19 protein-coding genes and 1 pseudogene are annotated in these 17966 nt (G+C 41.1%); 19 read left to right on the top strand and 1 reads right to left on the bottom strand.

Features of this window, described 5'->3' with window-relative positions; all coding sequences use genetic code 11:
• The first annotated feature begins 41 nt into the window (after positions 1–41).
• From C1G49_RS06210 to nrdI, 19 genes are all read left to right on the top strand, one after another.
• Positions 42–2003, top strand: a complete 1962-nt coding sequence (locus C1G49_RS06210; RefSeq protein WP_105125008.1) for a DHH family phosphoesterase — start codon at positions 42–44, stop codon at positions 2001–2003.
• 9 nt (positions 2004–2012) lie between these two features.
• Positions 2013–2465 carry a 50S ribosomal protein L9 gene (gene rplI, locus C1G49_RS06215; protein WP_105125009.1) on the top strand — a complete coding sequence of 151 codons (453 nt, stop codon included), beginning with the start codon at positions 2013–2015 and terminating at the stop codon, positions 2463–2465.
• A gap of 33 nt (positions 2466–2498) precedes the next feature.
• Complete coding sequence (dnaB, locus tag C1G49_RS06220) at positions 2499–3854, top strand: replicative DNA helicase (protein ID WP_105125010.1); 1356 nt, start codon at positions 2499–2501, stop codon at positions 3852–3854.
• Positions 3855–3857: 3 nt separating this feature from the next.
• The gene (locus C1G49_RS06225) at positions 3858–4109 is read left to right on the top strand and encodes a Veg family protein (protein ID WP_105114079.1); all 252 of its coding nucleotides are present in this window, start codon (positions 3858–3860) and stop codon (positions 4107–4109) included.
• A gap of 139 nt (positions 4110–4248) precedes the next feature.
• Positions 4249–4944 carry a cytochrome c biogenesis CcdA family protein gene (locus C1G49_RS06230; protein WP_105125011.1) on the top strand — a complete coding sequence of 232 codons (696 nt, stop codon included), beginning with the start codon at positions 4249–4251 and terminating at the stop codon, positions 4942–4944.
• Between the two features lie 18 nt (positions 4945–4962).
• Positions 4963–5526 carry a TlpA family protein disulfide reductase gene (locus C1G49_RS06235; RefSeq protein WP_105125012.1) on the top strand — a complete coding sequence of 188 codons (564 nt, stop codon included), beginning with the start codon at positions 4963–4965 and terminating at the stop codon, positions 5524–5526.
• Positions 5527–5734: 208 nt separating this feature from the next.
• Positions 5735–6346, top strand: coding sequence for a 30S ribosomal protein S4 (gene rpsD, locus C1G49_RS06245; protein ID WP_024407736.1), 612 nt, complete (start codon positions 5735–5737; stop codon positions 6344–6346).
• A gap of 202 nt (positions 6347–6548) precedes the next feature.
• Entirely contained in the window at positions 6549–7019 is a 471-nt protein-coding gene (locus C1G49_RS06250) for a sigma-70 family RNA polymerase sigma factor (protein ID WP_105125096.1), read from the top strand.
• Positions 7020–7184: 165 nt separating this feature from the next.
• Positions 7185–8198: a glycosyltransferase family 2 protein gene (locus C1G49_RS06255; RefSeq protein ID WP_161942093.1), complete on the top strand. Its 1014-nt coding sequence runs from the start codon at positions 7185–7187 to the stop codon at positions 8196–8198.
• Positions 8199–8318: 120 nt separating this feature from the next.
• Entirely contained in the window at positions 8319–8687 is a 369-nt protein-coding gene (locus C1G49_RS06260) for a BlaI/MecI/CopY family transcriptional regulator (RefSeq protein ID WP_105109261.1), read from the top strand.
• 20 nt (positions 8688–8707) lie between these two features.
• Positions 8708–10279, top strand: a complete 1572-nt coding sequence (locus C1G49_RS06265) for a M56 family metallopeptidase (RefSeq protein ID WP_105125015.1) — start codon at positions 8708–8710, stop codon at positions 10277–10279.
• A 215-nt stretch (positions 10280–10494) separates the two neighbouring features.
• Entirely contained in the window at positions 10495–11301 is an 807-nt protein-coding gene (locus C1G49_RS06270; RefSeq protein ID WP_161942094.1) for a PepSY domain-containing protein, read from the top strand.
• A 75-nt stretch (positions 11302–11376) separates the two neighbouring features.
• Positions 11377–12120: a polyphosphate polymerase domain-containing protein gene (locus C1G49_RS06275; RefSeq protein ID WP_105125017.1), complete on the top strand. Its 744-nt coding sequence runs from the start codon at positions 11377–11379 to the stop codon at positions 12118–12120.
• Positions 12101–12787, top strand: coding sequence for a DUF4956 domain-containing protein (locus C1G49_RS06280; RefSeq protein ID WP_238595853.1), 687 nt, complete (start codon positions 12101–12103; stop codon positions 12785–12787). The genes C1G49_RS06275 and C1G49_RS06280 overlap by 20 nt, the downstream gene beginning before the upstream one ends.
• 66 nt (positions 12788–12853) lie before the next feature.
• Positions 12854–13765 carry an aldo/keto reductase gene (locus C1G49_RS06285; RefSeq protein ID WP_105125018.1) on the top strand — a complete coding sequence of 304 codons (912 nt, stop codon included), beginning with the start codon at positions 12854–12856 and terminating at the stop codon, positions 13763–13765.
• 9 nt (positions 13766–13774) lie between these two features.
• On the top strand, positions 13775–14227 hold the full coding sequence (locus C1G49_RS06290; RefSeq protein WP_105125019.1) for a GNAT family N-acetyltransferase: 453 nt from the start codon (positions 13775–13777) through the stop codon (positions 14225–14227).
• Positions 14228–14322: 95 nt separating this feature from the next.
• Positions 14323–16074 (top strand): aspartate--tRNA ligase, encoded by a 1752-nt coding sequence (gene aspS / locus C1G49_RS06295; protein WP_105125020.1) that lies wholly within the window; start codon positions 14323–14325, stop codon positions 16072–16074.
• Positions 16061–16999, top strand: coding sequence for a YitT family protein (locus C1G49_RS06300; RefSeq protein WP_105125021.1), 939 nt, complete (start codon positions 16061–16063; stop codon positions 16997–16999). The genes aspS and C1G49_RS06300 overlap by 14 nt, the downstream gene beginning before the upstream one ends.
• A 1-nt stretch (position 17000) precedes the next feature.
• Positions 17001–17453: a class Ib ribonucleoside-diphosphate reductase assembly flavoprotein NrdI gene (nrdI, locus tag C1G49_RS06305; RefSeq protein WP_105125022.1), complete on the top strand. Its 453-nt coding sequence runs from the start codon at positions 17001–17003 to the stop codon at positions 17451–17453.
• A gap of 64 nt (positions 17454–17517) precedes the next feature.
• On the opposite strand, the pseudogene C1G49_RS11460 reads toward nrdI, so the two are convergent.
• Positions 17518–17797, bottom strand: a pseudogene (locus C1G49_RS11460) (type II toxin-antitoxin system RelE/ParE family toxin); the annotation flags it as partial.
• Positions 17798–17966: the final 169 nt, after the last annotated feature.

The following is a 17966-nucleotide window of genomic DNA, read 5'->3' on the forward strand; positions in this document are numbered from 1 at the left end:
TTTCTAATGGTTTGTGGTAAAATGGCAGGCAGAGGTTAGTGATGAAAAAATTTCGGTTTTCGACAATTCATTTTGTCATGATAGGCGTTATCTTGTTTGGATTGGTGGCACTGATCCATCAATTTTCTCCAACAAGTGCCTTTACTATCTTTGCTCTGTTAGTGAGCTTAAGCGTATTGGTTGCCTTATTTATCTATCAAAAACATTCTTACGAATTTAGTGAGTTAGAACAAATTGAATATCTCAATCATCAGGCCAATTCGGGCTTGATGATGCTTCTGGATAAGATGCCGGTCGGAGTGATTAAGGTTCGGCCAGATAGCAATCAAGTGGAGTGGTTTAATCCCTTTGCAGAGCTTATTTTTGCTCAGGAAAACGGGGAATTTGACCAGAAGAAGCTGCGTGAAATTATTGATGTGGGTCTGGATGAGGACCGTGTCTATGCCAATTTTTCTGGGAAAAGATACCTGGTTAACGTTGATTTCGATCATGGTTTGTTTTACTTCTTTGATGCTTCATCAGAGTACTCAGCGACAAATAGCTTAATCGGTAGTCGACCGGTTATCGGAATTATTTCTGTTGATAATTATGATGAACTCGAGGATACGGTGACGGATTCACAGATTAGTCAGGTCAATTCATTTTTGGCTCAGTTTGTTTCTGATTTTTGCCACGACTATGGTATCTACTACCGCCGTGGTACCATGGATCGTTTCTACTTTTTCACGGATTATGCAGTCTTGGAGATGCTGATTGAAAATAAGTTCTCCGTTATTGATAAGTTCCGTGAAGAAGCTAAAAAATTGGAATTGGGTTTAACACTTAGTATGGGTCTGGCCTACGGTGATGGCAACCATTATCAGATTGGACAGATAGCTCTTCAAAATCTCAACATGGCTGAGGTTCGTGGAGGAGATCAGGTTGTGGTCAAGGAAAATGACGAGAGCAAGCAACCGCTTTTCTTTGGAGGTGGCTCAGCCTCATCAGTAAAACGAACCCGCACTCGAACGCGTGCTATGATGACAGCCGTATCTGATAAGCTAAAATCAGTGGATGCTGTCTTTGTTGTTGGACACCGTAATTTGGATATGGATGCTCTGGGTTCAGCAGTTGGGATGCAATATTTTGCCCAAAATATCATGAACAATGCCTATACGGTTTATAATCCTGACGAGATGGCACCAGATATTGCACGGGCCATTAAAAAGTTGCGTGATGAAAATTGTTCTAATCTGATTACTGTTGAGGAAGCCAAGAAAATGGTTACCTTCCAATCCTTGTTAATCATGGTTGACCATTCCAAGATTGGTTTGACCTTGGACAAGGAACTCTATGAGCAATTCAGTCAGGTTGTGATTGTGGACCATCATCGTAGGGATACCGATTTTCCAAGCAATGCTGTGCTGACTTATATCGAAAGTGGGGCTAGCTCAGCCAGCGAATTGGTGACGGAGTTGGTGCAATTCCAAAACGATAAACGCCATAAGCTCAATCGTTTGCAATCCAGTCTGTTGATGGCTGGGATTATGCTAGATACCAAGAATTTCACTTCTCGTGTAACCAGTCGGACCTTTGATGTGGCTAGCTATTTGCGGACTCGTGGCAGTGATAGTCTTGAAATTCAGCAGATTTCAGCGACAGATTTCGATGCCTATCGTCAAATCAATGAATTGATTTTGCGTGGGGAGAAGCTGGAGCCCCATATTGTGATTGCTTGTGGTGATGAAAACTTGGAGTATGACACGATTGTTCCTAGTAAGGCGGCTAATACCATATTGGATATGGCTGGCATTGAGGCAGTCTTTGTAGTTACCAAAAATGCCAAAGGTTACATAGCAATTTCCGCTAGAAGTCACAGCAAGGTCAATGTTCAGCGTATCATGGAAGAAATGGGGGGCGGAGGTCATTTCAATTTGGCTGCAGCCCAGGTCTATGACCAAACCCTTGAACAAGTTAAGGAAAACCTCATCAGTAAAATTTATGAGGAAATAAAAGAAAGTTAGGTGAAGCAAATGAAAGTTATCTTTTTGGCAGATGTAAAAGGTCAGGGAAAAAAAGGCGAAATCAAGGAAGTTCCAACAGGTTATGCCCAAAACTTCTTGATTAAGAAAAATTTGGCTAAGGAAGCTACAACACAAGCAATTAGTGCCCTACGTGGTCAAGAAAAGTCTAAAGCTAAAGCTCATGCGGAAATGATTGCTGAAGCAGAGGCTATCAAGGCGAAGTTGGCAGAAGAGGCTACTTTGGTGAAATTTGTCGAAAAAGTTGGTCCAGACGGTCGGACTTTTGGTTCGATTACTAGCAAGAAGATTGCTGAAGAATTGGAAAAACAATTTGGTATTAAGATTGACAAACGTCATATCCAATTGGACCATCCAATTCGTGCCCTTGGTTTGATTGATGTTCCTGTCAAAATCTATCAAGATGTGACAGGTGTCATCAATTTGAGCATTAAGGAAGCTTAGAAGAATTAACATTATCAGTGAGGAGGTGAAATCTTGGCAGACTTAGATGAATTGCGGGTGCAACCGCAGGATATTCTGGCTGAACAGTCGGTCTTGGGAGCTATTTTCCTGGATGAAGGCAAGTTGGTCTTTGTTCGTGAATATATCGAGGCAGAGGATTTTTTCAAGCATGCCCATAAGCTGATTTTCAAGGCCATGATTGCCCTTTCTGATAAGAATGAGGCTATTGATGCGACCACCATGCGCAACTACCTGGTCAATCATGGTGATTTGGAGAATATCGGTGGTTTGGCTTACTTGGCGGAAATCATTAGTTCCGTACCGACGGCAGCCAATGCGGAATTCTATGCCAAGATTGTCGCGGAAAAATCCAACCTTCGTAAGCTGATTGCTCGTTTGACGGATGCAGTTAATCAGGCTTATGAGGGGGCGGACGGTTCAGATGACATTATCGCCAATGCTGAAAAAGCCCTAATTGATGTCAGTGAAGGTGCCAGTCGAAGTGGTTTCAAGCGGATTGATGATGTTTTGAATATCAACTTTGACAACCTTGAAACCCGTGCCAAGCAGACTTCGGACATTACAGGTATTGCGACTGGCTATCCTGCCCTCGATGCTATGACAACGGGTTTGCATGAGGAAGAGCTGATTATTCTTGCGGCTCGTCCTGCGGTTGGTAAGACGGCCTTCGCTCTCAATATTGCTCAGAATATTGGTACAAAGTTAGGCTTGACCGTCGCCATCTTTTCTTTGGAGATGGGTGCGGAGAGCTTGGTGGACCGTATGTTGGCTTCTGAGGGAGTTATCAATTCGCGTGCCATTCGTACGGGTCATTTGACACAGGAAGAGTGGAATAAGTATATGGTAGCTCAGGCTAATTTGGCACGGGCTAGCATTTACATTGATGATACGCCCGGTATTAAGATTACGGAGATCCGTTCGCGGTCACGGAAGTTGGCTCAGGAAACTGGAAATCTGGGCTTGATTTTGATTGACTATCTCCAGTTGATTACAGGAACAGGTCGTGAAAACCGGCAACAAGAGGTTTCGGAGATTTCCCGTCAGTTGAAGATTTTGGCTAAGGAATTGAAAGTTCCAGTTATCGCCCTTAGTCAGTTGTCGCGTGGTGTGGAACAACGTCAGGACAAGCGTCCCGTCTTGTCCGATATTCGTGAATCTGGGTCTATCGAGCAGGATGCGGATATCGTTGCCTTCTTATATCGTGATGATTACTATGAGCGTGGTGAGCAGGAAGAGGGTGCTATTCCTAACAATACGGTTGAAGTCATCATCGAGAAAAACCGTTCCGGTGCGCGTGGTACCGTGGAATTGATGTTCCAAAAAGAATACAATAAATTTGCAAGTATTTCCAAGAGAGAGGATGGATAGAGAATGAGTGATGCATTTACAGATGTTGCTAAGATGAAGCAAATCAAACAAGATATTAAAGACCACGAGGGACAAATTGTCGAGTTGACCCTTGAAAATGGTCGGAAGCGTGAGAAAAATAAGCAAGGTCGGATTACAGAAGTTTATCAGTCTTTGTTTATCGTTGAATTTGAAGATCCAAACAATACTTTTGTAGAATCTTATACCTACTCGGATGTATTGACGGAGAAAATCTTAATTCATTACTTGGACTAGAAATGGAAGCCTGTATTTGCAGGCTTTTTTGTATGGTTTAACCAAACGATATATTGACCAAGGTGAAGTAGTGTGTTATAATATTAGTACATAAAACGTTTTCAAAATCATTTTTGTGCTAGATAAAAAGGAGTTTGGTATGGACTTGCAATGGTTTACCTTTTTGACTCTGTTTGTGGAGGGGATTTTGTCCTTTCTTTCTCCTTGTGTTCTGCCCATTCTCCCTATCTACATTGGTTTGTTGGCAGGTGGAGCTGAAGGGAAAGAGGGAGAGAAGAAGGTTCTCATCAATACGCTAAGTTTTGTAGTTGGGATTGCGGTGACCTTCTTCTTATTGGGATTTGCCTCTAGTTTACTGAGCAGGGTCTTACAAGCCAATGCTCAAGTCTTGCAAATCATCAGTGGTCTGCTGATTATTCTCATGGGGATTTTGCAGTTGGGCTGGTTCAATATTCCCATGTTGGAGCGTGAATTTTCTGCGAAAAACAAGGTCTATCAGGCAGGGAAACAGGTCACTCCTTTTTTAGCTTTTTTGATGGGCTTTACCTTTAGTTTTTCTTGGACACCATGTATCGGTCCGATTCTGGCTTCTGTATTTATCTATGCTAGCAGTCAGGAGGGCTGGTTGAGTGGTATCTTGCTGTTGGTTTATTGTCTTGGTTTTATTCTTCCCTTTATTTTGGTTGCCTTTTTTTCTCAGAAAATGTTGGCTTTCTTCAAGAACAATCGGCACTATTTGGCTTGGACCAAGCGTATTTCAGGTTATTTATTGCTCTTGATTGGCTTGAGTATTTTAACAGGTTTCTTCCAGCATCTTGTTCGTTTTTTCCAGTAGGATAGAAAGGATTTGTTTATGAAAAAGTTGCTATCTATTATCGCTTGCTTACTTGCTTCCTGTTTTGTGTTGACGGCTTGTTCCTTGTTACCATTGGTAAGTCCGTCTTCTACGGAGTCAACTTTACAGGCTAATCAACCTGTCACGCTAGATTTTTCCCTAAAGGATAAGGATGGAAATGATGTCAATCTGGCAGATTACAAGGGGAAAAAGATTTATATCAATGTTTGGGCGACCTGGTGTGGTCCTTGTCAGAGAGAAATCCCAGAATTGGAGGAGGTCTATCAAGAGTATAAGGATAAGGAAGATTTTGTCTTTTTGTCGATTACGTCACCTGAGGATACTGAGTTTGCGAATACCAATCCTGCGGATGTGAGCAAGGCTGAGATTTTAGAGAAGGCTAGTGAGCTAGGTGCGACCTATCCTGTCTTGTTTGACACAAAAGATCAGGCGATGACACAGTTTGGCATTGCTGCTTTTCCGACTCATATCCTCATCAATAGTGATGGAACCCTCAAGGTTTCCTTTGCAGGACAGGTTCAAAAGGATAAATTGGTCCAACTATTGGAAGAAATGCAATAAGAAGGATGAAAAAGGCTTTACAGAGCCTTTTTTTTGTGTTATACTAACCTTTGTGCGAAATAACAGCAGAGCAAAATGAAGCTCGTCAACAGAAGGTCAGCAAGAAGAGTAATCGTTGCTGTTTCGATGAAGGCCTCCTGCACGAATCAGGTTTGCTTAAAACGTTATTTCCTACAATAATATTTTTTATTTTAGGAGGACATAATTCATGTCACGTTATACAGGACCATCTTGGAAACAAGCTCGTCGTCTTGGCTTGTCATTGACAGGTACAGGTAAAGAATTGGCACGTCGTAACTACGTACCAGGTCAACACGGACCAAACAACCGTTCTAAATTGTCAGAATACGGTTTGCAATTGGCTGAGAAACAAAAATTGCGTTTCTCTTACGGTTTGGGTGAAAAACAATTCCGTAACTTGTTCGTACAAGCTACTAAAATCAAACAAGGTACTCTTGGTTTCAACTTCATGCTTCTTTTGGAGCGTCGTTTGGATAACGTCGTTTACCGTCTTGGTTTGGCAACTACTCGTCGTCAAGCGCGTCAATTCGTAAACCACGGTCACATCCTTGTTGATGGCAAACGTGTTGATATCCCATCATTCCGCGTTGAAGTTGGTCAAGTTATCTCAGTTCGTGAGAAGTCAATCAAAGTTCCAGCTATCCTTGAAGCTGTTGAAGCAACTCTTGGCCGTCCAGCTTTCGTATCATTCGATGCTGAAAAGCTTGAAGGTTCATTGACTCGCTTGCCAGAACGCGACGAAATCAACCCAGAAATCAACGAAGCTCTTGTCGTAGAATTCTATAACAAAATGCTTTAAGATAAGACTTTATATAGTAAGAAGCCTACAGCAGTGGGCTTTTTGCTTTGTCTTAAAACGTTGATTTCTGGGTTTGCTCCCCTTTTTGCTACCTCTATGGAGATAGTGGAATAATCTAAGTACTGTCAGTTGGACAAAAATGTCCTGTATAAAGAACTCCCTTTTCGATAAACTTAAACCATCAAACAAAGGAGATAGGATGATGGAATTTGAAAAGGTGTATGATAGCGTAAAAGGGATTGTCAACAAGGCTCGAAAAGAGTTTTACATCAAGTTATGGGACAGAGATGATTGGGAACAGGAAGGCATGATGACTTTGTTCGAACTATTGGAAGAGCAGCCTTGGTTGATTGAGGAAAGAGCTCAGCTGTATTGTTATTTCAAGGTTAAATTCCGAAATCGGGTTAAGGATCGAGTTCGCAGACAGGAAAGTCAGAAGCGCAAGTTTGACCGTTTGCCTCATGAAGACATTCACGACCTATCACATCTCATCCAATCACCTGGTTTGGTTAATGACGAGCTATTGATGTTGAGAGGTGCCTTGAGAGATTATCGGAAAAATTTGTCTATGGACCAATTGGAAAATTATGAAAAACTCATCAGTGGTCAGAGTTTCAATGGTCGCAAGAATATGCTTCGGGATTTGCAAGAACATTTAAAGGATTTTTGTTGAAGAAGATACGATGCTGGGGGTTACAAAAGTTATCCACAGAACATTCTAGAAATCCACAACTTATCCACAAGTTGTGAATAAGTTGGCCTTGAAAAATAATTATCCTCTGCACCTTTCCTGAAAATATGATAAAATAGTAACAAATTGTGTCAAATGGAGAGAAAGATGACCTTACTAAGCATTGCCATACCGAGTTATAATTCGGAGGCCTACCTTCATTACTGTGTTCATTCCCTTGTAATGGGTGGGGACAAGGTTGAAATTCTGATTATTAACGATGGTTCAATAGACCGAACTCAGGAAATCGCAGAGGAACTTGCCAATCAATTTTCAAATGTGCGAGCTATCTATCAAGAGAATAAGGGCCATGGCGGAGCTGTTAATACAGGAATTCATGAGGCCAAAGGAAAGTATTTTAAGGTAGTGGATTCAGATGACTGGGTCGATAGCAGAGCCTATCTGAAGATTTTGGAAAGTTTACAGGCTTTAGAAGATGAAAACACACCTGTTGATGCCTTCATTTCCAACTTTGTTTACGAAAAAGAGGGACAATCTCGGAAGAAAACCATGTCCTATCAGGATGTTCTGCCAGCAAATCGAATTTTCGGTTGGGAGGATGTGGGTGCCTTTTCCAAGGGGCAATATATGATGATGCATTCCTTGATTTACAGGACAGATTTGCTACGGGAGGTTGGTCTGGTTCTGCCAGAGCACACCTTCTATGTGGATAATATTTTCGTATTTACTCCTTTGCAGGCAGTGAAAACCATGTTCTATCTGCCAGTAGATTTTTATCGTTACTTTATTGGGCGAAATGACCAGTCTGTCAATGAGTCCGTCATGATTAAACGAATTGACCAGCAGTTAAAAGTCAATCGAATTTTGGTAGATAATTTAGACTTGGAGGCCATTGACAATCCTGATTTACGGAGTTATCTACTCAATCATGTGGAAATTACCACCATTATCTCTTGTGCCCTTCTTAATCGTGCAGGAACAGCTGAACACATGATGAAAAAACAGGAATTATGGCACTATATTCGAGATAATAATCCTGCACTCTTTAAGATTGTCCGCAAAGGATTACTCGGGCAGTTGACCAATCTTTACGGTTACCCAGGGCGAAAAATTTCCAATGCCGTCTATAAAATCGCTAAAAGAATTTATGGTTTTAACTAAAACTCAGTTTCGGCTGAGTTTTTCTCTTGTTCAGAATACTTTGTTAATAGCAAGTGAGGATAGTTGACATTTTAAAACGACAAGTGTAGAATAATAGAGAAAGAAAAGAGGATATCAAGTATGAATGATTTAAAACGTCTACCCGATACAGAATTTACAGTCTTAAGAACCATTTGGCACTTGCCAAACCCAGTGACCTCTGCTCAAATTATTAGTAACTTGGGAGAAGAAAATCACTGGAAGCCCCAAACCTTATTGACCATTCTTGCACGCTTGACTGAAAAAGGTTTTTTGAAGAGTGAGCGAAGTGGCCGAGAGCGTCACTATACAGCCATTGTGTCTGAAGAAGAATATATGGCGGTTGAAACATCAAATTTTTTAGATCGTTACCAAGGGAACTCGCTTGGTGGTCTGGTCAAAACCCTCTTCTCCTCCAATGCTTTGTCAGCCGATGAACTGGATGAGTTAAGGAGCTTGTTGAATAAATAATATATAGTTGGAGATTTGAAATGTCATCACTCATCTTGCGCTTTTTCCTAATGAGTTTATATAAATCGGCATTGATTTTGGTAGTCAGTGGCTTGTTCATCTTATTAAAAAATAGGGTTTCCGCTAGGGTTCGTTATCTGACCTGGTTGGCCTTGTTGGCTAGTCTGATTTTTCCTTTTAGACCTCGTTTTGGTTCGGGTTTGGTCACTATTGAGCACAGTCCTAAGGTAGTATCGACTGCTATTGAAACGACAGGCACTGTAGCTAGCTCAGCAACCACTAGTCAACCCAACTTGGTGGATTTTGTCCTTGGCTTACCCTGGTTACAGATTTTCTTGTTTATCTGGTTTCTAGGTTTTACGGTAGTACTGGGTCGTTCAATTTTTGCTTATGTGAAATTCAGTAACCTTTTGAAGAGATGGGGAGCACCTATTTCTGACTTAAGGATTTTAGAGAATTTTCATATTATCAAAGAAGAGTTTGGCATCAAGAAGGACATTCGTTTATTTCACTACCCACAGGTTTCCAGTCCCATGATTTTTGGACTGCGTCATCCAATTGTGCTTTTACCAGCGACAGACTATACAGATGAGGAACTGGATCTTATTTTTGAACATGAACTGACCCACTATAAGCATAGGGATATATATGCCAATTTATTGGTTCTACTTGTGAAGGCTGCCCACTGGTTTAATCCGATTGTGGCCTTTGCCTGCAAGGAAGTACAGGAAGCTGCAGAGAGTTACTGTGACCACAGCGTTCTCAGTCAACGTGATCAAGCCTACCGTTCTTTTTATGGTGAAACCATTATCACCATGATTCATAAGAGTCAGCAGCCAGTCCTGCTTTCTAGCTGTTTCTATTCAAATAAGTTTAATCTCAAGCGTCGTATTATTGCGATTATGGACAACCGTATTCCTATGCGTTCACTTGGTTTATTGGTCACAACCTTTATGACCATGGCCTTGGTCTTTTCAGGTTCTATTTTCGTTGTGGCAATGACGGAAGATCAAGTCAATCAGGTCATTCAAGAGGAAGGTTTGACCGATAAGCAAGCCTTAGAAGCGGCACTAAAAGATCAAAAACTTAAGCAGACAGATGTCAAGGATGTGAAAGTGACAGAGGCATCGGATTACTGTTTGGTTGAATTTTCTAAGGGGGAAACACGTTACCATATCCAAGTCGATAAGTTGACCAAACAGGTAAGAAAAGTGGAAAAAGAAACCTTGAAAGTCGTATCGTCTTCCTCAACGACAAAATCTTCATCAACAACTGCAACGACAACAAAACCATCTTCAACAGCAACCAGCACAGCAAGCTCCACCACAGTTGCTACAACAACTACAACAAATGCTGGTAATGCTGGAGAAAGCGCAAATGGTTCTGCAGTTACTAATGGTCAAGCACCAGCCTCAAGTACAGTAGAAACGCCAGTGGTTACTGAAACGCCGACATCAAGCTATACTCCAGCTACAACATCTACACCAACGACGATTTATACACCGCCTGTAGCTACCAGTGATGATGTAGATGTCAGCGATGATACAGATGATGTGGATACCAGTGATGATACAGATGATTCTGATGACTAGTGCTATGCACCTCTGATTAGAGGTGTTTTTTAGGTCCTCTACTATAGGAACATACTTGTAAAATTTTTTTACTTTTTTGAGTTTTTAAGCTTGACAATTTAAAACGACAAGTGTAGAATGTAATTATACTACAATTGTAGAAGAATGAGTGGGCGTCCACTCTATTCTAAAAAACAAAATACTACAAATGTAGAAAAACAATCATGGAGTTTATTATGAAACAGTTAAAAACATTGACATTTACAGCACTAGTAGCCGCTACTCTTGGTTTGCAGCAAACAGTATCGGCCAATCAAATCAAAACAATGGATGCAGCAAAATCAATCGTATTAAAAGATCTTAGTTTGAATGCTAGTCAAGTACGATTCAAGGATCTAGATTTTGAAAAAGGAATCTATGAGATTGATCTAGTTGCCAACAATGTGGAGTACGACTACGATGTCCAAGCTAGCACAGGAAAAATTATTAAGAAAAAGTCTAAAACTCTAACACCTACAAAGACTACTGTAAAACCAGCTCAACCAACTCAAGCGAAGAAAACAACTGTTGCCGTAACGATTTCAACAGAGCAGGCAAAAACAATTGCCCTGAAGGATGCAGGTTTGACAGCTAATAAGGTTCGCTTCAAAGAAGTAGATCTTGAGAAGGGCGTTTATGAAGTGGATTTTGTGGCAAATAACCTTGAATATGAATATGATATCAATGGTTTAACAGGCAAGATTATCAAGAAAAAGACAAAAGCAGTCGCTGTAAAACCAGCAACTCCGCAGAAAAAACCAGTTGTAGTTACACAGCCTAAGAAAGTGGCAGTAGTGCCAACGCTTTCAGTAGAACAAGTGAAGACTATTGTCTTGAAAGATTTAGGCTTGGCAGCAGCTAAAGTTCGCTTTAAAGAGATTGACCTTGAGAAAGGCATCTATGAGGTTGAAGCCCTTGCCAACAACTCTGAATTTGACTACAAGATTAACGGTACAACAGGTCAAATTATCAAGAAAAAAGTAGAAGCAAAGAAAAGCTGGTAATAGATAGGGAGAGTGGGAAGTGAGCCACTCTTCCCTTAACCCCTTAGAACGACAAATGTAGAAAAAGAGAGTAAGATGAAAGAAACAGTACAGACCAAATTTAAACGAATCGAAACAAAATATATCCTTGATCGCCATCAACTAGCAGCGGTTATGGCAGAGCTTCAGGCTCATGTAGTCAAAGATGATTACCCAACTTCAACCATTACCAATATATATTTTGATACAAATGAATATCGAATGATTCAAGATTCTGCGGAGCGTCTGTGGAAGCGTGAGAAAATCCGTATGCGGACCTACGATGCTCATCCACATGCAGATAGCCAGGTCTTTTTAGAAATCAAGAAAAAAGAAAATGGCGTTGGCTTGAAGGATCGCTTGACCTCAAAGCCAGCATCGGTCTTGAAATTTATGAGCCATAACCTAGTTGATGAAACCATCAACAATCCAGTGCTTTTGGAAACAATGGCAGAGCTTCGAGAGCGTTACGGCAAGATTGAGCCCATGATGTACATTTACTATGATCGTTTTTCAATGAAAGGGATTGAGGATAAGAAGGTTCGTATCACTATTGACCAAAATATCCTTTATCGTCATTACGATGTGGATTTGTTTGCAGGAAAGTATGGCTATCCTTTATTAGAAGATGATCAAGTAATTATGGAAATTAAGGTGCCTGAAACCTACCCAGAATGGCTTCAAGCCATTATTGATAAGTACGGTTTAGAGCGCGTGTCCTTCTCTAAATATGGGACAGCCCACCGTAAGTTAGTAGAAAGTCAAGAAGAGGAAATAATTTTTGAAAGAGCAATTGTTTAAAAGTATCTTTGAAACCAATACAGGCCCCGCAGAACCGTCTATGCTAGCAACCAGTTTAGTCGTTAGCCTGATTCTGGGGCTGATTATTGCAGTAGTTTATAAATACAAGACCCTATATTCCAAGGAATTTGTGATTACTTTGACCGTTCTTCCGGTTCTTATGACCATGATTATATTTATGGTCAACGGAAACTTGGGAACCAGTGTGGCCATTGCGGGAACCTTCGGGATGATTCGGTTTCGCTCTGCGGCAGGTGGGGCTAAGGAACTCTTGATGGTCTTTATCGCAACGGGTATTGGCCTGGCTTGCGGTATGGGCTTTATTATCCTAGCAACCATTTTTACACTCTTTGTTTGTCTAGTCTTGCTATTCTTGGAAAATTCTTCCTTTGCAGCAGTTAGTCAAACCAGAAGGAATATCACCATTCGAGTTCCTAGGGAGTTGGATTACGAACTACTATTTGAAGCTACTTTTATCAATGCCTGTAAGTATGTAGAATTGGTCAGCATTAAGAACATTAAAAAAAGCAATAGCTTGGAGCTGGTCTATAATGTTGATTTAGATTCGAATTTATCGGACAAACAGGTGATTGATACCTTGCTCAGTATCAATGATTCGATTGAGATCAGCATTAGCAAGCTGGCACAGAAAAAGAAAACCTTGTAGGAGGGTGAGAGATTGGCAACAATCTCTTTTTTTGTATATAATGAAGTCAGAATAGGAGGCCCAGAGATGCAAAGATTAGGACAAACAGGATTAGAAGTTCCACGAATTGGTCTAGGTTGTATGCGAATGGCAAGTTTGAGCGAGAAGGAAACAGCCCAGGTCTTGAAAACAGTCCTTGAACAAGGTATCAACTTTTTCGATCATGCGGATATTTATGGTAAGGGAGAATCTGAAATTCGTTTTGCCCAGGGGGCAAAATTGGCAGGACTGAAGCGAGAGGATATTTTCCTCCAATCAAAATGCGGTATTCGTAAGGGCTATTTTGATTTTTCTAAAGACTACATCTTGGAGTCAGTGGATGGTATTCTCAAGCGCCTGGATACAGAATATCTTGATGTTTTGGCCCTCCACCGTCCAGATGCTCTCATGGAAGCAGAAGAAGTCGCAGAGGCCTTTCATCTCTTGAAGCAGGCTGGTAAGGTGCGACATTTCGGTGTCAGCAACCAGAACATCTACCAAATGGAATTGCTCCAGTCCTATCTGGATCAGCCCCTAGCGGTCAATCAGCTCCAACTTTCGCCTGCCCATACTCCTTTGATTGATGCAGGGCTCCATGTCAATATGAAAGACGATGCTGCGACCATGCGGGATGGAGGTTTGATTGATTATTGCCAGCTCAAAAAAATCACTATTCAGGCTTGGTCACCCTTTCTGATTGATTTGCAGCAGGGGATTTTCGCCAACCATCCTGACTATGCTTCTCTGAATCAGACCCTTAGGGAAATAGCAGAGCGCTACCATGTTTCACATGAAACAATTGTCGTTGCTTGGATTTTGCGTCATCCAGCAAATATTCAAACCATTGTTGGGTCCATGAATCCAGAACGTTTGACCAAGATTGCACAAGCAAGTCAGATTACACTCACTCGACCAGAATGGTATGAAATCTATAAAAGTGCAGGCAACATTCTGCCCTAGGAGGAATGTATGCAGTGGGAAATAAAAGCATTTGACCAACTTAGTTTACAGGAACTTTACACCATCTTGACACTTCGGACCAATGTGTTTGTTGTAGAACAAGCCTGTCCCTATCCTGAAGTTGATGGAAAGGATCCAAACTGTCTTCATCTTTTAGGCACAGACAACGGGGAGTTGGTTGCATACTTGAGAATTTTACCGGCTGGTCTGAGCTATGATGAAGTTTCCATCGGTCGTGTGGTCATCAAGCCAAGTCATCGTGGTAAAGGCTTGGGTCGGCCAATGATGGAGCAAGCTATCCATTACATTACAAATGAATGGAAAGAAAATCAGATTAAAATCGGTGCCCAAGCCTATTTAGAAAAATTCTATCAATCGCTTGGCTTTAAGCCAGTTTCTGAAGTATATTTGGAGGATGATATTCCGCATTTGGATATGCTATACAGCAAACCAGTCAACTAGGGCTGGTTTTTCGATTTTTTCTCGGCAATTTCCCCCAAAAATCAGCTATTTTATGGTAGAATGAATAAGTATAAAATCAGTAAAAGAGGAAGAATATGAAACGTTCTATGTACGCTGGACGTGTTCGTAAGGAACATGTCGGACAGGAAATTACTTTGAAAGGTTGGGTTGGCCGCCGTCGTGACTTGGGTGGCTTGATTTTCATTGATTTGCGTGACCGCGAAGGTATTATGCAATTGGTCATCAATCCAGAACTTGTAGATCAAGATCTCATGACAACTGCTGAAAGCCTCCGTAGTGAATTCGTTATCGAAGTGACGGGAACGGTTGTGGAGCGCGAACAAGCAAACGACAATATTCCAACAGGAGCGGTTGAACTGCAAGTAACCAGCTTGACAGTGCTCAACACGGCTAAGACAACTCCATTTGAAATCAAGGATGGCATTGAAGCCAGTGACGATACACGTTTGCGCTATCGCTATTTGGATCTTCGTCGTCCAGAAATGCTTAACAACTTCAAGTTGCGTGCAGCTGTAACCCACAGCATTCGTAACTACTTAGACGAGCTTGAATTTATCGATGTGGAAACGCCAATGTTGACCAAGTCAACGCCAGAAGGTGCGCGTGATTACTTGGTACCTTCTCGTGTGTCAAAAGGTCACTTCTATGCCCTTCCACAAAGCCCACAGATTACTAAGCAGCTATTGATGAATGCTGGTTTTGACCGTTATTACCAAATCGTTAAGTGTTTCCGTGACGAAGATTTGCGTGGGGACCGTCAACCTGAGTTTACACAGGTTGACTTAGAAACTTCATTCTTGAATGAAGTTGAAATCCAAGACATCGTAGAAGGCTTGATTGCTAAGGTCTTGAAAGATACCAAAGGGATCGACGTGACCTTGCCATTCCCACGTATGTCCTATGACCATGCTATGAATTTCTACGGTTCAGACAAGCCAGATACTCGTTTTGACATGCTTTTACAAGACTTGACAGAGGTTGTCAAGGAAGTTGACTTCAAAGTCTTCTCAGAAGCACCTGTTGTAAAGGCTATTGTAGTCAAAGGTGCGGCGGACAGCTACTCTCGTAAGGATATTGATAAATTAACAGAGTACGCCAAACAATTTGGTGCCAAGGGATTAGCTTGGGTTAAGGTTGACCAGGGGGAACTAGCGGGTCCAGTTGCCAAATTCTTGACAGCTATTACTGCTGACTTGACAGCAAGTTTACAACTGGAAGACAAGGACTTAGTTCTCTTTGTGGCAGATGAATTGGAAGTTGCCAACAATACCTTGGGTGCTTTGCGTAATCGCTTGGCAAAAGAGCAAGGTTTGATTGACGAAAGTAAGTTCAACTTCCTTTGGATTGTGGACTGGCCAATGTTTGAGTGGTCAGAAGAAGAAGGACGCTACATGAGTGCCCACCACCCATTCACCTTGCCAACAGCAGACACAGCTCATCATTTGGATGGTGATTTGGCACAAGTACGTGCGGTTGCCTATGACATTGTTCTAAATGGATATGAGCTTGGCGGCGGTAGCCTTCGTATCAACCAAAAAGAGGTGCAGGAGCAGATGTTCAAGGCACTTGGCTTCTCTGCAGAGGATGCCCATGAGCAGTTTGGTTTCTTGCTAGAAGCTATGGACTATGGTTTCCCACCACATGGAGGATTGGCTATCGGTTTGGACCGTTTTGTCATGCTCTTGGCTGGTGAGGACAACATCCGTGAAGTCATTGCCTTTCCGAAGAACAACAAGGCATCTGATCCAATGACACAGGCTCCAAGCACAGTTGCATCAGCTCAATTAGAGGAATTAGCTTTAGATATCACACTTGAAAATGAATAAATTTTTCAGAAAACTGCGTGTAGGCTTTTTAAGAAAGGCCAGAAAGAATAAGTTTTGGTCAGTTATCTCAGGAATTTCTCGAGAAAAATATGCAGAACGGATATCGGGGTCCATTATTTATGGACTCCTATCTAGTATTGCAGTCAATTTTTTCTTTCGACCAGGTAATGTCTATTCATCGGGAGTGACTGGTATAGCTCAGATAGTTTCTGCCTTAGCTGCTTCTTATGCGGGTTGGAATCTACCAATCGCTGTGGTATATTATGCCCTCAATATTCCCTTGCTCGTCATAGCCTGGTATAAAATTGGCTACAAGTTTACCATCTTTACCTTTATTACCGTATCTCTTAGCTCCTTGTTTATTCAGTTTATGCCTCCGGTCACATTGACAACTGATCCTCTGGTCAATGCTATTTTTGGTGGACTTATGCTAGGAACAGGGATTGGCTTTGCACTTAGGAATAATGTATCCAGTGGTGGTACTGATATTGTTTCCATCATCATTCGGCAAAAGACGGGACGGCAAGTTGGCTCCATTTCCCTGATTGTTAATATTATGATTATGCTGATAGCGGGGATGACATTTGGCTGGAAGTATGCCTTGTATTCCATGGTTGCACTTTTCATCTCTAGTCGGATGACAGATGCTATTTTTGTCAAGCAGAAGCGAATGCAGGCCATGATTATTACCAATCAGCCAGACCGAGTTATTAAACAAATTCACAAGAAACTCAATCGTGGTGTGACTATCATCAATGGTGCGGAGGGTGCCTACAATCATGAGCAAAAAACGGTACTGATTACCATTATTACTCGTGCGGAGTTTAGTGAATTTAAGCAAATTATGAAAAAAGCAGACCCAAGAGCTTTTGTATCTGTCGCGGACAATGTCAATATTATCGGGCATTTTGTGGAGAGTGAGTAGGATGAAGAAAAAAATCTATCTGGTATATATCAGTTTGAGTGGCAATACGGAAAGTTTTGTAAAACGTTTGAAGTCATTTTTCCAATTTCAGACAGATTGGGACCTTGAACTGGTTCATGTCAAGGACCTGGTCAAGCAGGATATTCCTTTCTATCAGCTAGATGCGCCATTTGTGGCTTTTCTACCAACTTATTTAGAAGGTGGAAATGGAGTGGACAATGGAGATGTGGAGATTTTAACAAATCCCCTTGGAGATTTCATCGCTTTGGGCACAAATGCAGAGCTCTGTCTGGGGGTTGTTGGCTCAGGCAATCGGAATTTCAACAACCAATATTGTCTGACTGCCAAGCAGTATTCTGAGCGCTTTGGATTCCCTGTTATTGATACCTTTGAATTGCGTGGTATGCAGAATGATATTGAACGCATTGGTCGGAGAATCATGGAATTGATGTGAAATGCAATAGATAACAAAAATGAATGTATAATAAGTCTGTAAAGGAAGCTTACTATACATTCATTTATTTTTTCTTGAAGAGTCTTAGATAATCTTGTTCACTGAGATACAAAAATGGTTCGGCTACCTTATAATATATGGTAAAAGACAAGATAGTCAACTAGCATTATGCAACGAGTGGTATATGGGGATATGATAGTAGACTCCACTCTTTCATCGACATTAAAATCATCTTCAGGAAAAATCTCTAGTCTTTGTAAATCATACAGGATATTATTTATAGTATTATCACCAGTTCTTTTTGAGAAATAAGTATTTTCAATATAAGACTTGAGGGTACGAAGTTACTCTAATACATTATGTGTCTAGTTTTAAAAGACCCAATAAAAATAATGTTTTTCTGTTTAATATTATATAATTCTTAAAATGTTCGATTTTTACTAAAATAGCATATATCTATCTTGACATCTAATATTTTTATGTATAAAATGAAATTGATTTAAAATTAAAAAT

The organism is Streptococcus suis, assembly GCF_002960625.1.
In the GTDB taxonomy this organism is placed as follows: Bacteria; Bacillota; Bacilli; order Lactobacillales; family Streptococcaceae; genus Streptococcus; species Streptococcus suis_T.

Coding starts and splice junctions, on each gene's coding strand:
- C1G49_RS06235 (WP_105125012.1), top strand. CDS start 4,963: ATGAAAAAGTTGCTATCTATTATCGCTTGCTTACTTGCTTCCTGTTTT.
- C1G49_RS06265 (WP_105125015.1), top strand. CDS start 8,708: ATGTCATCACTCATCTTGCGCTTTTTCCTAATGAGTTTATATAAATCG.
- C1G49_RS06250 (WP_105125096.1), top strand. CDS start 6,549: ATGGAATTTGAAAAGGTGTATGATAGCGTAAAAGGGATTGTCAACAAG.
- nrdI (WP_105125022.1), top strand. CDS start 17,001: ATGAAGAAAAAAATCTATCTGGTATATATCAGTTTGAGTGGCAATACG.
- C1G49_RS06210 (WP_105125008.1), top strand. CDS start 42: ATGAAAAAATTTCGGTTTTCGACAATTCATTTTGTCATGATAGGCGTT.
- rplI (WP_105125009.1), top strand. CDS start 2,013: ATGAAAGTTATCTTTTTGGCAGATGTAAAAGGTCAGGGAAAAAAAGGC.
- C1G49_RS06270 (WP_161942094.1), top strand. CDS start 10,495: ATGAAACAGTTAAAAACATTGACATTTACAGCACTAGTAGCCGCTACT.
- C1G49_RS06230 (WP_105125011.1), top strand. CDS start 4,249: ATGGACTTGCAATGGTTTACCTTTTTGACTCTGTTTGTGGAGGGGATT.
- C1G49_RS06290 (WP_105125019.1), top strand. CDS start 13,775: ATGCAGTGGGAAATAAAAGCATTTGACCAACTTAGTTTACAGGAACTT.
- C1G49_RS06255 (WP_161942093.1), top strand. CDS start 7,185: ATGACCTTACTAAGCATTGCCATACCGAGTTATAATTCGGAGGCCTAC.
- C1G49_RS06285 (WP_105125018.1), top strand. CDS start 12,854: ATGCAAAGATTAGGACAAACAGGATTAGAAGTTCCACGAATTGGTCTA.
- C1G49_RS06275 (WP_105125017.1), top strand. CDS start 11,377: ATGAAAGAAACAGTACAGACCAAATTTAAACGAATCGAAACAAAATAT.
- C1G49_RS06260 (WP_105109261.1), top strand. CDS start 8,319: ATGAATGATTTAAAACGTCTACCCGATACAGAATTTACAGTCTTAAGA.
- C1G49_RS06225 (WP_105114079.1), top strand. CDS start 3,858: ATGAGTGATGCATTTACAGATGTTGCTAAGATGAAGCAAATCAAACAA.
- aspS (WP_105125020.1), top strand. CDS start 14,323: ATGAAACGTTCTATGTACGCTGGACGTGTTCGTAAGGAACATGTCGGA.
- rpsD (WP_024407736.1), top strand. CDS start 5,735: ATGTCACGTTATACAGGACCATCTTGGAAACAAGCTCGTCGTCTTGGC.